Below are 14,043 nucleotides of genomic sequence, written 5' to 3' on the forward strand. Positions count from 1 at the left end.
GCCATGAAGGCCTCCCTTGGAGTGTGGTCCTAGACAGCTCCACTCCACATCGGGGAGGCCTTCACCTATCTACGGCTCGCCGTACCCGATCGAACAACGTGCCTGGACATCACACCTAGCGGCTCGGCCTACTCGACGACCAAAGCGCGCCGGTCGTCGAGGAGGAGCGAGCGCGCCGAGCCCCCGGTCGTCGAGTAGGAGCGAGCGCAGCGAGCGACGTATCGAGACGCCACAACCCGACAGCCCCACGGCGAGCGCGAACAGTCGCGGCGTCTCGATCCGGCCTCGCCTAACGGCTCGGCCTACTCGACGACCAAAGCGCGCCGGTCGTCGAGGAGGAGCGAGCGCAGCGAGCCCCCGGTCGTCGAGTAGGAGCGAGCGCAGCGAGCGACGTATCGAGACGCCACAACCCGACAGCCCCACGGCGAGCGCGAACAGTCGCGGCGTCTCGATACGGCCTCGCCTAACGGCTCGGCCTACTCGACGACCAAAGCGCGCCGGTCGTCGAGGAGGAGCGAGCGCAGCGAGCCGCCGGTCGTCGAGTAGGAGCGAGCGCAGCGAGCGACGTATCGAGACGCCCACAACCCGACAGCCCCACGGCGAGCACGAACAATCGCAGCGTCTCGATACGGCCTCGCCTAGCGGCTCGGCCTACTCGACGACCGAAGGGCTCGACCGGACGGCTCGGCCTACTCGACGACCAAGGACCGGTCGTCGAGTAGGAGCGAGCGCAGCGAGCGACGTATCGAGACGCCCGCAGCCGCTACGGGATCCAGTCGAAGGTGTCGGGGTTGGGGCCCTGGCGTCCGGTCTCGCCCTTGTCGAGGGCGGCGAGCGTCGTGATCTCGTCGTCGGTGAGGGCGAAGTCGAAGACGTCGAAGTTCTCCGCGAGCCGCTCCTTGCGGACCGACTTGGGGAACACGATGTCGCCGCGGTCGATGGCCCAGCGCAGCAGGACCTGGGCGGGCAGCTTGCCGTGCTGCTCGGCGATCTTCGTGACCGCGGGGTCGTCGAGCTCGCCGCCGCCCTGGCCCAGCGGGCTCCACGCCTCGACGTGCGCGCCGTGCCGGGCGGTGGCCGCGCGGGCGGCCTCGTTGGCGAAGTAGGGGTGCACCTCGATCTGGTTGACGGCCGGCACGATGCCGGTCTTGTCGACGACCAGGTCGAGGTGGTCGGGCTGGAAGTTCGAGACTCCGACGGACTTCGTCAGGCCGGAGTCGCGGAGCTCGAGCAGCGTCTCCCACGTGGAGACGAAGTCGCCGCCGTACTGCGTGGGCAGCGGCCAGTGGATGAGGAACAGGTCGACCTGGTCGAGACCGAGCTTGTCGAGGCTGACGCGGAGCGACTCCTTCGCCGCGGCCTTCTCGTGGCGGTTGTTGTTGAGCTTGGTGGTGACGTAGACGTCGGAGCGCGCCAGGCCGGAGGCGGCGATCGCGGCGCCGACCCCCTCCTCGTTGCCGTACATCTGCGCGGTGTCGATGTGACGGTAGCCGATCTCGAGCGCGTCGGAGACGACCCGCTCGGTGTCCGCGGCCGGCACCTGCCAGACGCCGAGGCCGAACTGCGGGATGGACGTGCCGTCGTTCAGGGTGATCCGAGGAATGCTCATGGGTTGCTGCAACACCAGTGGCCCTCGGCTATTCCCCGCCGACGTACGCTCCGTGGATGACCGAGCGCATCGCCCTCGACCTGCCGGACGGCCGCGTCCTCGACGTCCGGGTGAGCGGCCCGACCGACGGGCCGCTGTTCATCTGGCACCACGGCACGCCCGGTTGCGGGCACCAGGGCCCGCGCCAGCAGCGGGTCCTGCACGAGCGCGGCGTGCGGTTCGCGTCGTACTCCCGCGCCGGCGCAGCCGGCTCCACCCGCAACCCCGGCCGCGCGGTCGCCGACGTCGCGGCCGACATGGCGGCGATCGCCGACCACCTCGGCGCCGAGCGGTTCCTGACCGGTGGCCAGTCCGGGGGCGGACCGCACGCGCTGGCCACCGGCGCGCTGCTGCCGGACCGGGTGCTCGCGGTGCTCGCCGTCTGCTCGGTGAAGCCGTACGTCGGCCAACCCGACTTCCTCGACGGGATGGGCGCCGACAACGTCGAGGAGTTCGGGCTCGCAGTCGAGGGCGAGGCGCCGCTGCTGGCCTACCTCGAGCGGCAGCGCCCCGAGCTGCTCGACACCGGCGTCGACGACGTGATCCGTGCTCTCGACACGCTGCTTCCCGACGTCGACCGCGCGGTGCTCACCGGCGAGGTCGGCAGCGAGCTGCTCGAGAGCCTGCAGGGCGGGGTCCAGGAACTCTACGGCTGGCTCGACGACGACCTCGCCTTCACCAAGGACTGGGGGTTCGCGGTGGACGAGATCGCGGTGCCGACCTACGTCTGGCAGGGCGACGCGGACCTGATGGTGCCCTTCCACCACGGCGAGTGGCTCGCGGCGCGGATTCCCGGCGCCGTCGCGCACCTGGAGCCAGGCGAGGGGCACCTGTCGATCCAGGTGAACAACTTCGGCGACATGGTCGACGAGGTGCTCGCGCACGTCCCGCGGCGCTAGGTGCCGATCCATATCGGAATCCGATCGGATCCGGCGAAACTTCCAGCCGCCACCCGGAGTCTTGAGGGTGTGCAGATGACCATGGAACCTCGCTCACGAGAGCGCCGATGATCGGTCGCCCTCACCAGAACGAGTTCGAGAAATTCGTGCGTACGTCGTCAGGCAGCCTGACGCGCACCGCGTTCCTGCTCTGCGGCGATCACGCCGCGGCCGAGGACATCGTCCAGGTGGCCCTCGTTCGGACCGCGCGACGGTGGCGCATCGCGCGGGGGAACCCGGTGGCCTACACGCGACGGGTGGTGGTCAACCTCGTCCACGACCGATGGCGCAACCTGGCGCGCCGTCCGGCAGAGGTGTTCGTCGACGTCGAGGTGGTGGTGCCGGCGGATGCCGACGACCACCGCCTCGAGCGGCTCGCCTCGGCCGTCGAGCAGCTCTCCCCCGAGCAGCGTTCCGCGGTCGTCCTGCGCTACATCGAAGGATTCTCGATCGAGGAGACCGCCGCGGCCCTGGGGTGCGGCACCGGAGCCGTGAAGTCGCGGACCCACCGGGGGCTGGCGGCCTTGCGGACCCTCCTCGATCCGACGTCCTCCGAGCACCGCGCCGAACCAGTGGAACAGACGATATGAGGAGACAACCCATGCTGACCGAAGACGAAGTGATCGCAGACCTGGCTCGCCTCCGTGAGCGCAGCGCCGGGATCGAGTACGACGGCCCGGTGCCCCTGACCCGTCGGTCCGCTGCCGCGACCATCGTGCCGGTCGCCGCAGTGGCAGCCGTGGCTACCCTCGGTGCCACCGCAGTCATCGGCACCGACCGCGACGGCGGCGGCACCACGACCAGGAGCGAACCGACCGCCTCGCGGGACGCCGCCACCCACACCGGCGACGAGGCGACCGCGTCACCGGGCCAGACCACGCTCATCGACGCCGAGATCACGCTGGCCGGCCGGACGATCGCCTACAGGCACGCCCCGGGCAACGACCCGTTCGCCCCCGGCTGGCAGCTCGCGCTCGTCCTCGGCGACACCCTTCCCGCGGGAGCGACCGAGCTCACCGTGCCCGACGGCTCGAAGGTGTGGGTCGCGGCCGCTCCGTCCTCGGACCTCGGGAAGAGCATGATGATCGTGCGCTCCGGCCCCGACGGCAGCACCGGCGAGCGCCACTACGTCGCCATGGCCTCGCGATTCAGCACCAGCGAGCTCGAGGACTGGGTGCGGACCGAGCTGGACGGAGAGTAGGACCGTCGGGCGGGCGGCCGGGAGCACCGGCCGCCCGCCTGCCGTGCTTCGGTGGCGGAAAACTGAAACACGTTCTAGTCTTGCCCGCGTGATCCCCCTGCTTGAAGACAAGGTCATCGTCCTGTCCGGCGTCGGCCCCGGCCTCGGTCGCTCGCTCGGCGAGCAGGCCGCGAAGATGGGCGCCGACCTGGTGCTCGTCAGCCGCACCGAGAAGCGGCTGGAGAAGATGGCCGCGGTCGTGCGCGAGCACGGCCGGCGCGCGCTCGTCGTACCGACCGACATCACCGACGAGGACTCCCGGCAGCGGCTGGTGGACGCCGCGCTGGCGGAGTTCGGACGCGTCGACTGCCTCATCAACAACGCCTTCGGCATCCCGCCGATGGAGCCGATCTCGACCCTCGAGCTCGACGGGCTGCGGGCCGCGCAGGAGACCAACGTCTTCGCGCCGCTGCGGCTGTCGTCGCTCTTCGCCGACGCGCTGGAGGCGAGCGGCGGGTCGATCGTCATGCTCAACTCCTGCGTGATCTACAGCAGCCAGCCGGAGTACTCCGGCTACAAGCTCTCCAAGGGCACGCTCGAGCACCTCGCGTCGTCGCTCGCGACCGAGCTCGGGCCGCGCGGGATCCGGGTGAACAGCGTGGCGCCGTCGTACATCTACGAGGACGTCAACAAGGCCTACTTCGACTGGATCGCGCAGGAGTCGGGGCGCACACACCAGGAGGTGTACGACGAGAAGGCCGCGCCCACCGACCTCAAGCGGCTTGCCTCGCCCGAGGAGGTCGCCAACGCGGCGCTGTTCCTCGCCAGCGACCTGGCCTCGGCGGTCACCGGGGTGATGCTCAACGTGGACTGCGGCGAGTTCCATGTCTGAGGTCTCGACCGGATCGACCACCGGGGGACCACGGCAACGACCGGACGTCGGGTCGTACGACGACATCGCCGCGGCCGCCGTCCGCACGACCGGGCTCACCGACTTCGGCGGCACCGCCCACGAGGAGGGCCTGCGGATCCTCGTCGACGACCTGGCCTCCCCCGAGGCCGGGCTGACGCCGGTCGGCAACTACTTCCACCGCTCGCAGGTGAAGAGCGCGCTGGTCGGGCGGCTGATGACCGAGGCGCGGTTCGCGGAGTTCCCGCAGCACGCCGAGGTGCCGATCGAGCGGCCGATCTTCGTCGTCGGCCTGCCCCGCACCGGCACCACCGCGCTACACCGGCTGCTCTGCGCCGACCCGGCGCACCAGGGCCTCGAGCTGTGGCTGACGGAGTTCCCGCAGCCGCGGCCGCCGCGGGACACCTGGGAGAGCGACCCGATCTTCACCGCGATGCAGAGCGCGTTCCAGCAGCACCACGTCAGCAACCCGGAGTTCATGGGCATCCACTACATGGATGCGACCTCGCCCGAGGAGTGCTGGCGGCTGCTGCGCCAGACCGGCAAGTCGATCTCCTACGAGTCGCTGGCCAACGTCCCGCGCTACTCCGCGTGGCTCGCGCAGCAGGACTGGACCGACGCCTACGACCGGCACCGCCAGAACCTCCAGCTGGTCGGCCTCCACGACCAGGACAAGCGGTGGGTCCTCAAGAATCCCTCCCACCTCGTGGCGCTGGACTCGCTGATGAAGGTCTACCCCGATGCGTTGATCGTCTGCACCCGGCGGGACCCGGTCACGTCGATCGCGTCGGCGTGCTCCCTGTCCGCCGAGGCGACCGCGGAGATGTCGACGACGTTCGTCGGCGAGACCATCGGCCGCACCCAGCTCGACATGCTGCAGCGCTCGTGGGCGGCGTTCACCGAGGCCCGGCCGAAGTACGACGCCGCGCAGTTCGTCGACGTCGACTACCGCGAGTTCGTGGCCGACCCGGTCGGCACGGTCGGTGGTATCTACTCCGCCTTCGACATCCCCTGGAGCGAGGAGGCGCGGGCCGAGGTCGCGCGCATCGACGCCGAGTCCCGGTCGGGCCAGGCGCGGCCCTCGCACCGCTACGACCTCGCTGACTACGGCCTCACCGAGGAGCAGGTGCGGGCCGCCTTCGCGTAGGCCTCTCTGGTAGACACCGCGCATGGCTCGGACTCCCGCTGCGCTCGCGGTCGCAGCTGCGGCGCTCGCGGTTGCCGGGTGCAGCGGGTCCTCGCCGTCATCGCCGTCATCGCCGTCCTCACCGTCGTCCGCTGCTGAGGAGACCACCGCCACGGCAGCGGAGATCCCGGAGGACGCGGTGGCCGCGTTCTACGCCGACCTCGCCGCCGGCGAGCTCGACGCGGCGTGCGGCTGGTGGACCGACGACTACACGGCCGCCTCCGTCGAGGAGTGGAACGAGGGCGGCTACGGGCAGCAGGTCGCGAGCTGTCCCGAGCTGCTGCAGAACATCGTCGACACGCTCGCGATCGTGGGCGACCCGGCCGAGCAGCTCGCGGTGACCGACCTCAGGAGCACGGCCGCCGGACCGGCCGAGGCCCGGGTCGTCGTCACCCTCGCCGCCGCCGACGAGCCGGAGACCTACCTGCTCACCCGCACCGACGACGGATGGCGGATCAACGGGCACGAGGCCGGCGACCTCGGACCCGGCCAGCGCTAGCGACCACGCCGCACGCGGTCATCCACAGGTCGACGGAGGCCTGGTTTCGTCGTACGCGCTGACGACGCAGGCTGCCCGACATGACGTTCGAGGTCGATGCCGAGGTGCTGCTCCCCGCGGCGCGCGTCGCCGAGCGCGCGGCCGCCGACCTGCGGGACGCGGGCGTGCTGCTCGCGTTCGGCCCGACCGGCACCGACGACGCCGCGGCGCTCGAGCGGCTGCGCCACCGGACCCACCGGGTGGCCGCGCACATCGGGTCGAACGCGCGGACGCTCGAGGCGTTCGTCCGCGAGGCCGAGGAGGTCGACGGGCAGGTCAGCCTCTCGCTCCTCATGCTGTGCGGGAAGCGGTGGCGGTAAGGGCATGAGCTGGTTCTTCGACGTCGCACTGCCGGTCGACCCGTCGGGCTGCCAGGAGGCGATCGGCACGCTGCGGTCGGTGGCGCGGAGGGCACGGTCCGCCTCCGACGTGCTCGGCGGGCAGTCCGGGATCCCGACCGAGGCGTTCGGCGGACTGGCCGCGGAGACCTACCGGCTCGCCTGCGGCCGGCTCAGCCGCGCGACCGCCGGACTGGCCGACGACGCGGCGGGGCTGGCTGCAGCGCTGGAGGAGTACGTCGCACGCCTCGTCGCCGCGCGCTCGACGCTGCTCGACGTGCGGGAGGCCGCCCTCGCCGCCGGCTTCCGCCTGGTCGGCGACATCGTCCAGTGGGTGCCGGCGCCGGCGTCTCCCCTGGGCGAGCTCTACGGCCGGCTCGAGCGCCGGGCAGCCCGCGCGCACGACGAGATCGCCGACGCCACCGCTGCCTGGCTGCGCGCCCGCGACCAATTCACCACCGGCCGGCTCGCGCCGCCGGTCCCGTCCGCGACCGAGGGAGCCCGCTGATGTTCACCGACAACGACGTCACCGTCACCGTCCCGCGCACCTGGCACACCCGCCGCAACCCCGGGCACGGCATCATTCTCGCCGCCCGCCCGCGCTCCGTCCCGGCGAGCGGCGTGAGCCCCGAGATCGTCCTGCGCTGCACGCCCGTCGACCACGACCTCCGCATCTGGCGCGGCCAGGCCCTCCTCGACCTCCGCGCCCAGCTCACCGACTTCGCCCTCGAGGACGCCGACGAGTTCGACCTCGGCGACCACCGCGTCACCTACTGCCGCTTCGCCCACCGCTTCGGCGCCGCCGACCTGCTCTGCGACCAGTGGGCGTGGGTCGTCGACGGCCTCGGCGTCACCCTCACCTGCACCGTCGACCGCTCCGACTACCTCACCTACTGCGACCTCTTCGAGGACATCGCCGCCACGGTCGACGTCGTCCCCCGCTCTCTGGTCGCCGAGTAGCCCCGAGCGCCCTGCGCGAGGGGCGTATCGAGACGCCGGACCTCGTCTGCCGCACCGCAGGAACGACGCTTGCGACGTCTCGACACGTCGCTCGCTGCGCTCGCTCCTACTCGACGACCGAGGTGCGCCGGTCAGGACTGGTCGTCGGGGTCTCGGTCGCGTGGAGGCGGCTCGGGGAACGGGTACATCTTCCCGTCCTGGCCGTAGGCGACCCAGGTGCCGATGGGGCGGCCGCCGTTCTCGCGCATCAGCTGGTCGAGGCGTTCTTCATCCGGATCGGGCGGGAGCGTTTCCGCCGGCGACGGAACCAGCTCGTAGAGGTCGTAGACCAGGAAGGGGTGCGACCCGCCGTGCTCGCGGACGGCACGCTGGACGTCGTCGACGGTCGTCTCGAAGCTGCCGTTGACGCCTTCCCAGCCGTCCCAGTCGACGGGTGACATCACGATGACCACGTCCCGCTCCTCACCATCCGTCGGTTGGGGGAGCAGGACGCGGATCCGACCCTCAGCGGGAACGGTCGCTCCGGTCCACGAGTCCAAGGCATCGACCAACCGGTCCCAGCCCGTTCGCTGCGCTTCCGACATCACAGCACCAGCGTGCCTCGCGCCTCCCGGCCGCGAGCAACGCATTTCAATCGCCGGGCGCCGTCCACAACCAGGCGTCGCCGACGAGCTCGCCGTCGCTCGCACTGCCCTGGGCGCCCACGGTCCACCGCTGGCCGCCGTACACGAACAGGTCTCGCCCCAGGGCGGTGCTGGAGTCGTCGTAGACGTCTTCACGCTCCGGCAGCGCGGGGATCGTCAGGAATCCCTGCTTCTGGCTGTCGTAGATCAGCAGCCTGTTCCCCGAAGCCATCTGCCCCACGCTGTTCGGGATGTCGTAGACGGCTCGGTCGCCGTCCAGCACGCCGTTCAGGTCGTGTCCTTCGCCGGCGCCCTCCGGCAGCTCTGACCACGTCCAGGTGTCCGGGTCGAGGAGCCAGCCGGGCGCGCCGATGAAGTGCCCGTTGAGCAGCGGGCCGCGATCGGAGGGCAGCAGCTGGTAGCCCTCGCCCGGCGCATCAGGAAGTCGGGTCCACCTTCCGGCGTCGAGGTCGAACCGGGCGACGAGCTTCCCAGCATCCTGCCCGCGTTCGAGCGCGGCAGCCGAAGACGCTGCGAGCACGAGCTGCTGGTCCCCGACAGGAACGACGTACCGGTCGAACGTGCCGGGCAGCGGGTCGTCAGGGAGCTCCGACCAGGTCGAGGTCCGCGGGTCGAAGTGCGCGTCCGGCCGCTCGCCGTGCTCGTCGCTGCCGGAGTAGGCGAGCAGGTGGCGGCCCACGGCGACCAGATGCCGGTAGGCCTTCTTCCCGGGAACGGCACCGTGGTCGGTCCACCGGTCGGCGTCCAGGTCGTAGGACAGCAGCCTCGGGTGGGCGTCGCACACCGATCGGCCGTCCTGGCAACCTGTCAGCAGCCACGCCGTCTCGCCGATCGAGGCCGTCGCGTACTCCTCTCGGACGAGGCCGAACGGCGCGGGCGCGGTGGCGGTCCATGAGTCGGCTGCGGGGTCGTAGACGGCGCCGTCGGCGAACCGCGGGGAGTCCGGCGCGGAACAGTCAGCATCCGGCGGGCAGAGGAACTCCCAGCCGCCGACCACCAGCATCCGCTCCCCGACACCGACGACCACGGCGTGGTCGCGCGGGGCGAGCGGCGGGTCCGGCAGCTGACGCCACGCCCCCGCCGCGCGGGGTGACTCACCCTCCATGGCCGGACCGCAGCCTGCGACAGCAAGACCCGCGAGCGCGACGACGACGGAGCAGATGAGCCTCATGTCCACTTCGACGCGACCACGGCGGATCTCGTTCCGCAACCGTTGGGGGGTCCCGCGACCTACGAACGGCGGGTCACCCGGATCCGCGCACCCTTGCGAGGGACGGAGGTGATGTTGCGAACCTTGGGGACGTCGTCGGCCGGGGCGGAGATGTCGTAGCGGGTGAGGACCTGGCGGAGGACCTCGGCGCCCTCCATGAGGGAGAAGCCGGCGCCGATGCAGCGCCGGACACCGCCACCGAAGGGGATCCAGACGTGGAGGGACGGGGCCTCGGTGCCGGAGAGCTCGGGGAGGAAACGCTCGGGGCGGAACCGGTCGGGGTCGGGGAAGTTCGACTCCTGCTGGTGGCTCATCAGGATCGACGGGCCGACAGTGGTGCCGGCGGGAAGGTCGAGACCGGCGACGTTGGTCGGCTCCATGAGGGTGCGGACGACCATGGGGATGATCGGGTGCAGCCGCATCGACTCCTTGAGCACCGCCTCCAACCAGGCGAGCCCGTCGCTGTCGCCGGCGTCGGCCGCGGCCTGGCTGCGACGCAGCAGCTCGGGGGCGCGGCCGAGCTCGTAGAGCGCCCACGACAGCGCACTGGCCGTGGTCTCGTGGCCGGCGAGCAGCAGGGTGACGAGCTGGTCGCGCAGCTCGGTGTCGTCGAGCCGGTCATGGGGCTGCTCGGGGTCGCCGGCGGCCATCAGCCGGGAGAGGACGTCCTTGCGGTCCTCCACGTCGGTGGCAGTACGACGCTCGCGGATCTCCGCATACATCAGCCGGTCGAGCTCGACCTGGTTGTCGACGGTGCGGCGCCACGGGCCGAACTTCTGGAGCCACGGGTACGCCCAGCCGAGCAGGATGCCGGGGTTGATGTCGACGGTCGCGTTGACGCGCGGCCGCAGCGCGGCCAGCCGCTTCTCGTCGGTGACGCCGAAGACGACGCGCAGGATCACCTCGAGCGTCAACCGGTTCATCCGCTCCAGCGAGGCGAACTCCTCGCCGTCGGCCCAGCCGTCGACCTCGGCGGCCGCGACCTCGGCGACCATCGACCGGTAGCCGCGCAGCGCGTGCCCGAGGAACGCCGGCATCACCAGCTTGCGCGCCCGGTGGTGCTCCACGCCGTCCTGCAGCAGCAGCGAGTGCTGGCCCATGATCGGCCCGAGCACAGCGTTGCCCTTGCCGGCGTGGAAGACCGCGGGATCGCCCGCGAAGATCTCCTTGGTGGCCTCCGGCGTGGTGAACAGCACCAGCGGCCGTCCGCCGGGGATCAGCCGGAGCGTGAACACCTCGCCGTACTTCCGGTGCAGGTAGGGGTGCAGCTGGTGCCGGAACCGCATCAGCGCCACCGTCTGCGCGAGTGCCGGCCACCGCGGGCCCGGCGGCAGCGCCCCGCGCGGGATCTTGGGCTGGTTCGGGCTGCCGATGATCGACCGCCCGTGGAAGCGGGTCATCGTGAGGGCGCGGGTGTCGGCCGTCGCGTCGTGGGTGAGCTCTGCGGTCACGTCACGACCGTACGCCGACGCGAGCCGATGCGGTTCCTACCGTGGTCGGATCTTCAGCCCAGCAGCCCGTCGCGGCGGGCGATCGCGGCTGCCTCGGTGCGTCCGGCGGCGCCGAGCTTGCCGAGGATGTTGGAGACGTGGACGCTGACGGTCTTGGTGCTGATGAACAGCTGCCGCCCGATCTCGCCGTTGCTGCGACCCTCGGCGACGAGGGAGAGGATCTCCCGCTCGCGTGCGGTCAGCCGCTGCGGCTCGTTGCTCTCCGCGGCCCGCGCCGCGCTCCCGGAAGAGCGCAGCTCCGCCAACAGCGTGGTCGCGCCCAGCCGGTGCGCGGCCTCGCGTGCCAGGTCCCCCTGCTCGCGGGCGGCGGTCGTCTCGCCGAGCAGTCGCAGGATCCCGGCGTACGTCGTGCGGACCCGCGCCAGCTCCGGCACGCTGCCGAACTCCTCGAACGCGGCGACGGTGGCGGCCCACGCGGCGATCAGCTCGTCGCGCTCGGGCGCGTCGACCCCGCCGAGCCAGCGTGCCCGCAGGTGCTCGGCGGCGAGGCGCAGCGACCACGCCCGCCCCTCGACGCCCCAGGCCGCGCCGCTCGCGGCGAACCGCTCGACGACGTGCTCCCCGTCGGCGCGAAGGGTCGCGGCGCGCTCGAGCAGCACGCCCCGCTCGGAGGAGCTGGCGGTGGCCAGGCCGCAGGAGACCGCGCCGAGGGTCTGGGCGGCGAGGCGGACCCGGCCGGCGAAGTACTCGGTCCAGATACGGGTGAGCACGCCGACCACGTCGTCGTACGCACCGAGCGCGGCGCCCGCGTCGGCGGCCAGTGCGGCCGCCTCGATCTCGACGCCGGCGGAGAAGACGGCCACGCCGCCCTCGTCGGCCCACACCTTGCGCAGCTTGCGCAGCCCGGCGCTCACGTCGTTGCCGCGCGCGGACAGGATCGCGAGCCGGGTGGCCTCGATGATCGCCCGCGGGATGAGCGGCCCGGTCTCGTCGTCGGCGATGGCCAGCAGGGCGAGCGCCTCGTCCCACTCCCCCCGTGCGTAGAGCACCCAGCCGAGCTGCCACCGCGCCTCGATGGAGTACGGCGCCCACGGCAACCCGACCGCGACCCCCCGGTCGACCGCCTTCCGGAACCAGTGCGCAGCCTGCTCCCACTCGGCCGCCTCCTGGTGGGAGCGGCCGACGAGGAAGAGCGCACGGAGCTCGGCCGACACCGCACCTGCCGATGCCGCACGCTCGACGGCGTCGTGCAGCGCGTCGCGCACGGCTTCGCCGTCGGTGCCGTCGAACCGCTTGAAGCGCAGACTGCTGAGGGTCGTCACCACGTCGGAGGCGAGCACCGGCATCTTGAGCCGCTCGGCGAGGCCGAGCGCCTCGGTGGCGGCGTTCTCGGCCTCCTCGAGGCGGTGCTCGCCGGCCAGCACCCGGGCGTGGGTGGCGAGCACCTTCGCGCGGAGCGGGCTCTCACCCTCCGGGGCCAGCGCGACCGCCTCGGCCGAGATGCTGACCGGGTCGAGGGTGGTCTCGATGATGCAGAGCGCCATCGCGTAGTTGCTGAGCAGCCGGGCCCGCGCGGCGGCGGGCGCGGAGGGGCCGAGCCGCTCGAGGTGCTCGGCCAGCAGGCTCGCGGCGCGCTGGCTGTCGCCGGCCGCGCTGTGGGCGTCGGCGGCGCGCGCGACGATCTTGGAGACGTCGATGTCGAGCCGCTCGGCGCGCTCGGCGTCCTCGAGCAGCTCCAGCGCGTGCTCGTAGTGGCGAGCCGCCTCCTCCGGTCCGCCGACCGCGATCGCCTCGTCGCCGGCCTCGATGCCGGCGGTGACGGCGCGGTCGAAGTCCATCGCCCGGCGGGCGTGCCGCGCCATCTCCGCAGCGGTCCCGCGCCCGTCGCCGGCGGCCAGCGCCGCGACGTACTGCCCGTGCAGACGCACCCGCTCCCCCGGCAGCAGGTCGTCGTAGACGGCCTCGCCGAGGAGCGCATGGCGGAAGGAGTACGTCTTGCTGCCGGCGACGAGCACGTTCATCTCGACGGCCTGCCGGATGCCGGCGTCGAGGTCCGCGGCGGGCAGCCCGGCGGCCGCCTCGAGCAGGCTGTGGCCGACCTTGCGGCCGGCGACGCTGGCGATGCGCACCACCTGGCGCGCCTCGTCGGAGAGCCGGTCGAGCCGCACGAGCAGCAGGTCGGCGAGGTCGTCGGGCACCCAGGCGCCGGCGCCGGAGGCCACCAGCTCCTCCACGAAGAACGCGTTGCCCTCGGCGCGGCTCACGATGCCGGCGAGCTCGCGCTCCTCCAGCCGCTCGGGGGCCAGCTCCGCGATCAGCTCGCGCACCGCGTCGTCGGGCAGCGGCGAGAGGGCGAGGCGGTCGACGGTCTGCAGCCGCGACCACTCCGCGACCTGCCGGCGGAGGGGGTGGCGGCGGTGCAGGTCGTCGGAGCGGTACGACGCCACGAGCGCGACCGGGTTCGTGAACGCGCGCGTGAAGAGGAAGCCGAGCAGGTCGCGGGTGGACTGGTCGGCCCAGTGGGTGTCCTCGATGACGAGGAGCAGCGGCGCATCGGCGGCAGCGGTGTCGAAGAGCGCGTGCACGGCCTCGAACAGCTCGCCGCGGTCACCGCCGCGCTCGCCGTCGGTGGCCGGCGCCTCGCCGGAGGTGCGCACCCGGCGACCCGGCTGTAGCCGGGCGATCGCGGGGTGCTGGGAGGAGACCTGCTCGACGACGTCCGGCAGGTCGGTGTCGAACCGGCCGAGCAGCTCGCTGAAGGGGAGGTAGGGCAGCGCGCTCTCGCCGAAGTCCAGACAGTGGCCGGCGACGACGCGCCAGCCCTCGGCCCGGGCGCGGTCGCGCAGCTCCATCAGCAGCCGGGTCTTGCCCACGCCCGCGTCGCCGCTGAGCAGCACCACGCCCGGGCGGTCCCGCCGCTCCCGGATGCCGAGGAGGTCACTGAGCTGGTCGAGCTCGGTGTCCCGCCCCACGAGGGTGCGGCTGGTGTGTGCTGCCACGGGCTCCATCATGCTGCCCAGCGCCGACAACGGCGCGGTCA

At 72.2% G+C, this 14,043-nt stretch carries 14 protein-coding genes; 9 read left to right on the forward strand and 5 right to left on the reverse strand.

Going from position 1 to position 14,043, the window contains the following annotated elements:
• Window positions 1-763 precede the first annotated feature (763 nt).
• Window positions 764-1,609: an aldo/keto reductase gene (locus tag DJ010_RS08115; protein ID WP_109693180.1), complete on the reverse strand. Its 846-nt coding sequence runs from the start codon at window positions 1,607-1,609 to the stop codon at window positions 764-766.
• A gap of 56 nt (window positions 1,610-1,665) precedes the next feature.
• On the opposite strand from DJ010_RS08115, the gene DJ010_RS08120 reads away from it, so the two are divergent.
• The 9 genes from DJ010_RS08120 (at window position 1,666) to DJ010_RS22035 (ending at window position 7,698) form a co-directional block, all read left to right on the forward strand.
• Window positions 1,666-2,547, forward strand: a complete 882-nt coding sequence (locus tag DJ010_RS08120; RefSeq protein ID WP_146207287.1) for an alpha/beta fold hydrolase — start codon at window positions 1,666-1,668, stop codon at window positions 2,545-2,547.
• Between the two features lie 107 nt (window positions 2,548-2,654).
• Window positions 2,655-3,176, forward strand: coding sequence for a SigE family RNA polymerase sigma factor (locus DJ010_RS08125; RefSeq protein WP_109693182.1), 522 nt, complete (start codon window positions 2,655-2,657; stop codon window positions 3,174-3,176).
• Window positions 3,177-3,187: 11 nt separating this feature from the next.
• Window positions 3,188-3,787, forward strand: coding sequence for a hypothetical protein (locus tag DJ010_RS08130; protein ID WP_109693183.1), 600 nt, complete (start codon window positions 3,188-3,190; stop codon window positions 3,785-3,787).
• 88 nt (window positions 3,788-3,875) lie between these two features.
• Window positions 3,876-4,658 (forward strand): SDR family oxidoreductase, encoded by a 783-nt coding sequence (locus DJ010_RS08135; protein ID WP_109693184.1) that lies wholly within the window; start codon window positions 3,876-3,878, stop codon window positions 4,656-4,658.
• Window positions 4,651-5,823 carry a sulfotransferase family protein gene (locus DJ010_RS08140; protein WP_109693185.1) on the forward strand — a complete coding sequence of 391 codons (1,173 nt, stop codon included), beginning with the start codon at window positions 4,651-4,653 and terminating at the stop codon, window positions 5,821-5,823. Before DJ010_RS08135 ends, DJ010_RS08140 begins: the two co-directional genes overlap by 8 nt.
• Window positions 5,824-5,845: 22 nt before the next feature.
• Complete coding sequence (locus tag DJ010_RS21775; RefSeq protein ID WP_146207288.1) at window positions 5,846-6,361, forward strand: hypothetical protein; 516 nt, start codon at window positions 5,846-5,848, stop codon at window positions 6,359-6,361.
• 80 nt (window positions 6,362-6,441) lie between these two features.
• Complete coding sequence (locus DJ010_RS08155) at window positions 6,442-6,720, forward strand: hypothetical protein (RefSeq protein WP_109693188.1); 279 nt, start codon at window positions 6,442-6,444, stop codon at window positions 6,718-6,720.
• Window positions 6,721-6,724: 4 nt separating this feature from the next.
• Window positions 6,725-7,246, forward strand: coding sequence for a hypothetical protein (locus DJ010_RS08160; RefSeq protein ID WP_109693189.1), 522 nt, complete (start codon window positions 6,725-6,727; stop codon window positions 7,244-7,246).
• A complete protein-coding gene (locus tag DJ010_RS22035; protein ID WP_158282973.1) occupies window positions 7,246-7,698 on the forward strand; it encodes a hypothetical protein in 453 nt (150 codons plus the stop codon). The genes DJ010_RS08160 and DJ010_RS22035 overlap by 1 nt, the downstream gene beginning before the upstream one ends.
• Before the next feature lie 131 nt (window positions 7,699-7,829).
• Here DJ010_RS22035 and DJ010_RS08170 read toward each other — a convergent pair whose 3' ends face one another.
• The 4 genes from DJ010_RS08170 to DJ010_RS08185 all read right to left on the reverse strand — a co-directional run bounded on the left by DJ010_RS08170 (window position 7,830) and on the right by DJ010_RS08185 (window position 14,002).
• The gene (locus DJ010_RS08170) at window positions 7,830-8,150 is read right to left on the reverse strand and encodes a hypothetical protein (RefSeq protein WP_109693190.1); all 321 of its coding nucleotides are present in this window, start codon (window positions 8,148-8,150) and stop codon (window positions 7,830-7,832) included.
• Between the two features lie 178 nt (window positions 8,151-8,328).
• Window positions 8,329-9,513, reverse strand: coding sequence for a Kelch repeat-containing protein (locus DJ010_RS08175; RefSeq protein ID WP_146207289.1), 1,185 nt, complete (start codon window positions 9,511-9,513; stop codon window positions 8,329-8,331).
• A 59-nt stretch (window positions 9,514-9,572) separates the two neighbouring features.
• Window positions 9,573-11,003, reverse strand: coding sequence for a cytochrome P450 (locus DJ010_RS08180; RefSeq protein ID WP_245927369.1), 1,431 nt, complete (start codon window positions 11,001-11,003; stop codon window positions 9,573-9,575).
• A gap of 53 nt (window positions 11,004-11,056) precedes the next feature.
• Window positions 11,057-14,002 carry a helix-turn-helix transcriptional regulator gene (locus DJ010_RS08185; RefSeq protein ID WP_158282974.1) on the reverse strand — a complete coding sequence of 982 codons (2,946 nt, stop codon included), beginning with the start codon at window positions 14,000-14,002 and terminating at the stop codon, window positions 11,057-11,059.
• Between the last annotated feature and the right edge of the window lie 41 nt (window positions 14,003-14,043).

This window comes from Nocardioides silvaticus (assembly GCF_003160695.1).
Classification (GTDB): Bacteria; Actinomycetota; Actinomycetes; order Propionibacteriales; family Nocardioidaceae; genus Nocardioides; species Nocardioides silvaticus.

Excerpts from the sequence above, each read along its gene's own strand:
- DJ010_RS08125 (WP_109693182.1), top strand. The coding sequence starts at position 2,655 with ATGATCGGTCGCCCTCACCAGAACGAGTTCGAGAAATTCGTGCGTACG.
- DJ010_RS08115 (WP_109693180.1), bottom strand. The coding sequence starts at position 1,609 with ATGAGCATTCCTCGGATCACCCTGAACGACGGCACGTCCATCCCGCAG.
- DJ010_RS08130 (WP_109693183.1), top strand. The coding sequence starts at position 3,188 with ATGCTGACCGAAGACGAAGTGATCGCAGACCTGGCTCGCCTCCGTGAG.
- DJ010_RS08155 (WP_109693188.1), top strand. The coding sequence starts at position 6,442 with ATGACGTTCGAGGTCGATGCCGAGGTGCTGCTCCCCGCGGCGCGCGTC.
- DJ010_RS22035 (WP_158282973.1), top strand. The coding sequence starts at position 7,246 with ATGTTCACCGACAACGACGTCACCGTCACCGTCCCGCGCACCTGGCAC.
- DJ010_RS08175 (WP_146207289.1), bottom strand. The coding sequence starts at position 9,513 with ATGAGGCTCATCTGCTCCGTCGTCGTCGCGCTCGCGGGTCTTGCTGTC.
- DJ010_RS08120 (WP_146207287.1), top strand. The coding sequence starts at position 1,666 with ATGACCGAGCGCATCGCCCTCGACCTGCCGGACGGCCGCGTCCTCGAC.
- DJ010_RS08140 (WP_109693185.1), top strand. The coding sequence starts at position 4,651 with ATGTCTGAGGTCTCGACCGGATCGACCACCGGGGGACCACGGCAACGA.
- DJ010_RS08160 (WP_109693189.1), top strand. The coding sequence starts at position 6,725 with ATGAGCTGGTTCTTCGACGTCGCACTGCCGGTCGACCCGTCGGGCTGC.
- DJ010_RS21775 (WP_146207288.1), top strand. The coding sequence starts at position 5,846 with ATGGCTCGGACTCCCGCTGCGCTCGCGGTCGCAGCTGCGGCGCTCGCG.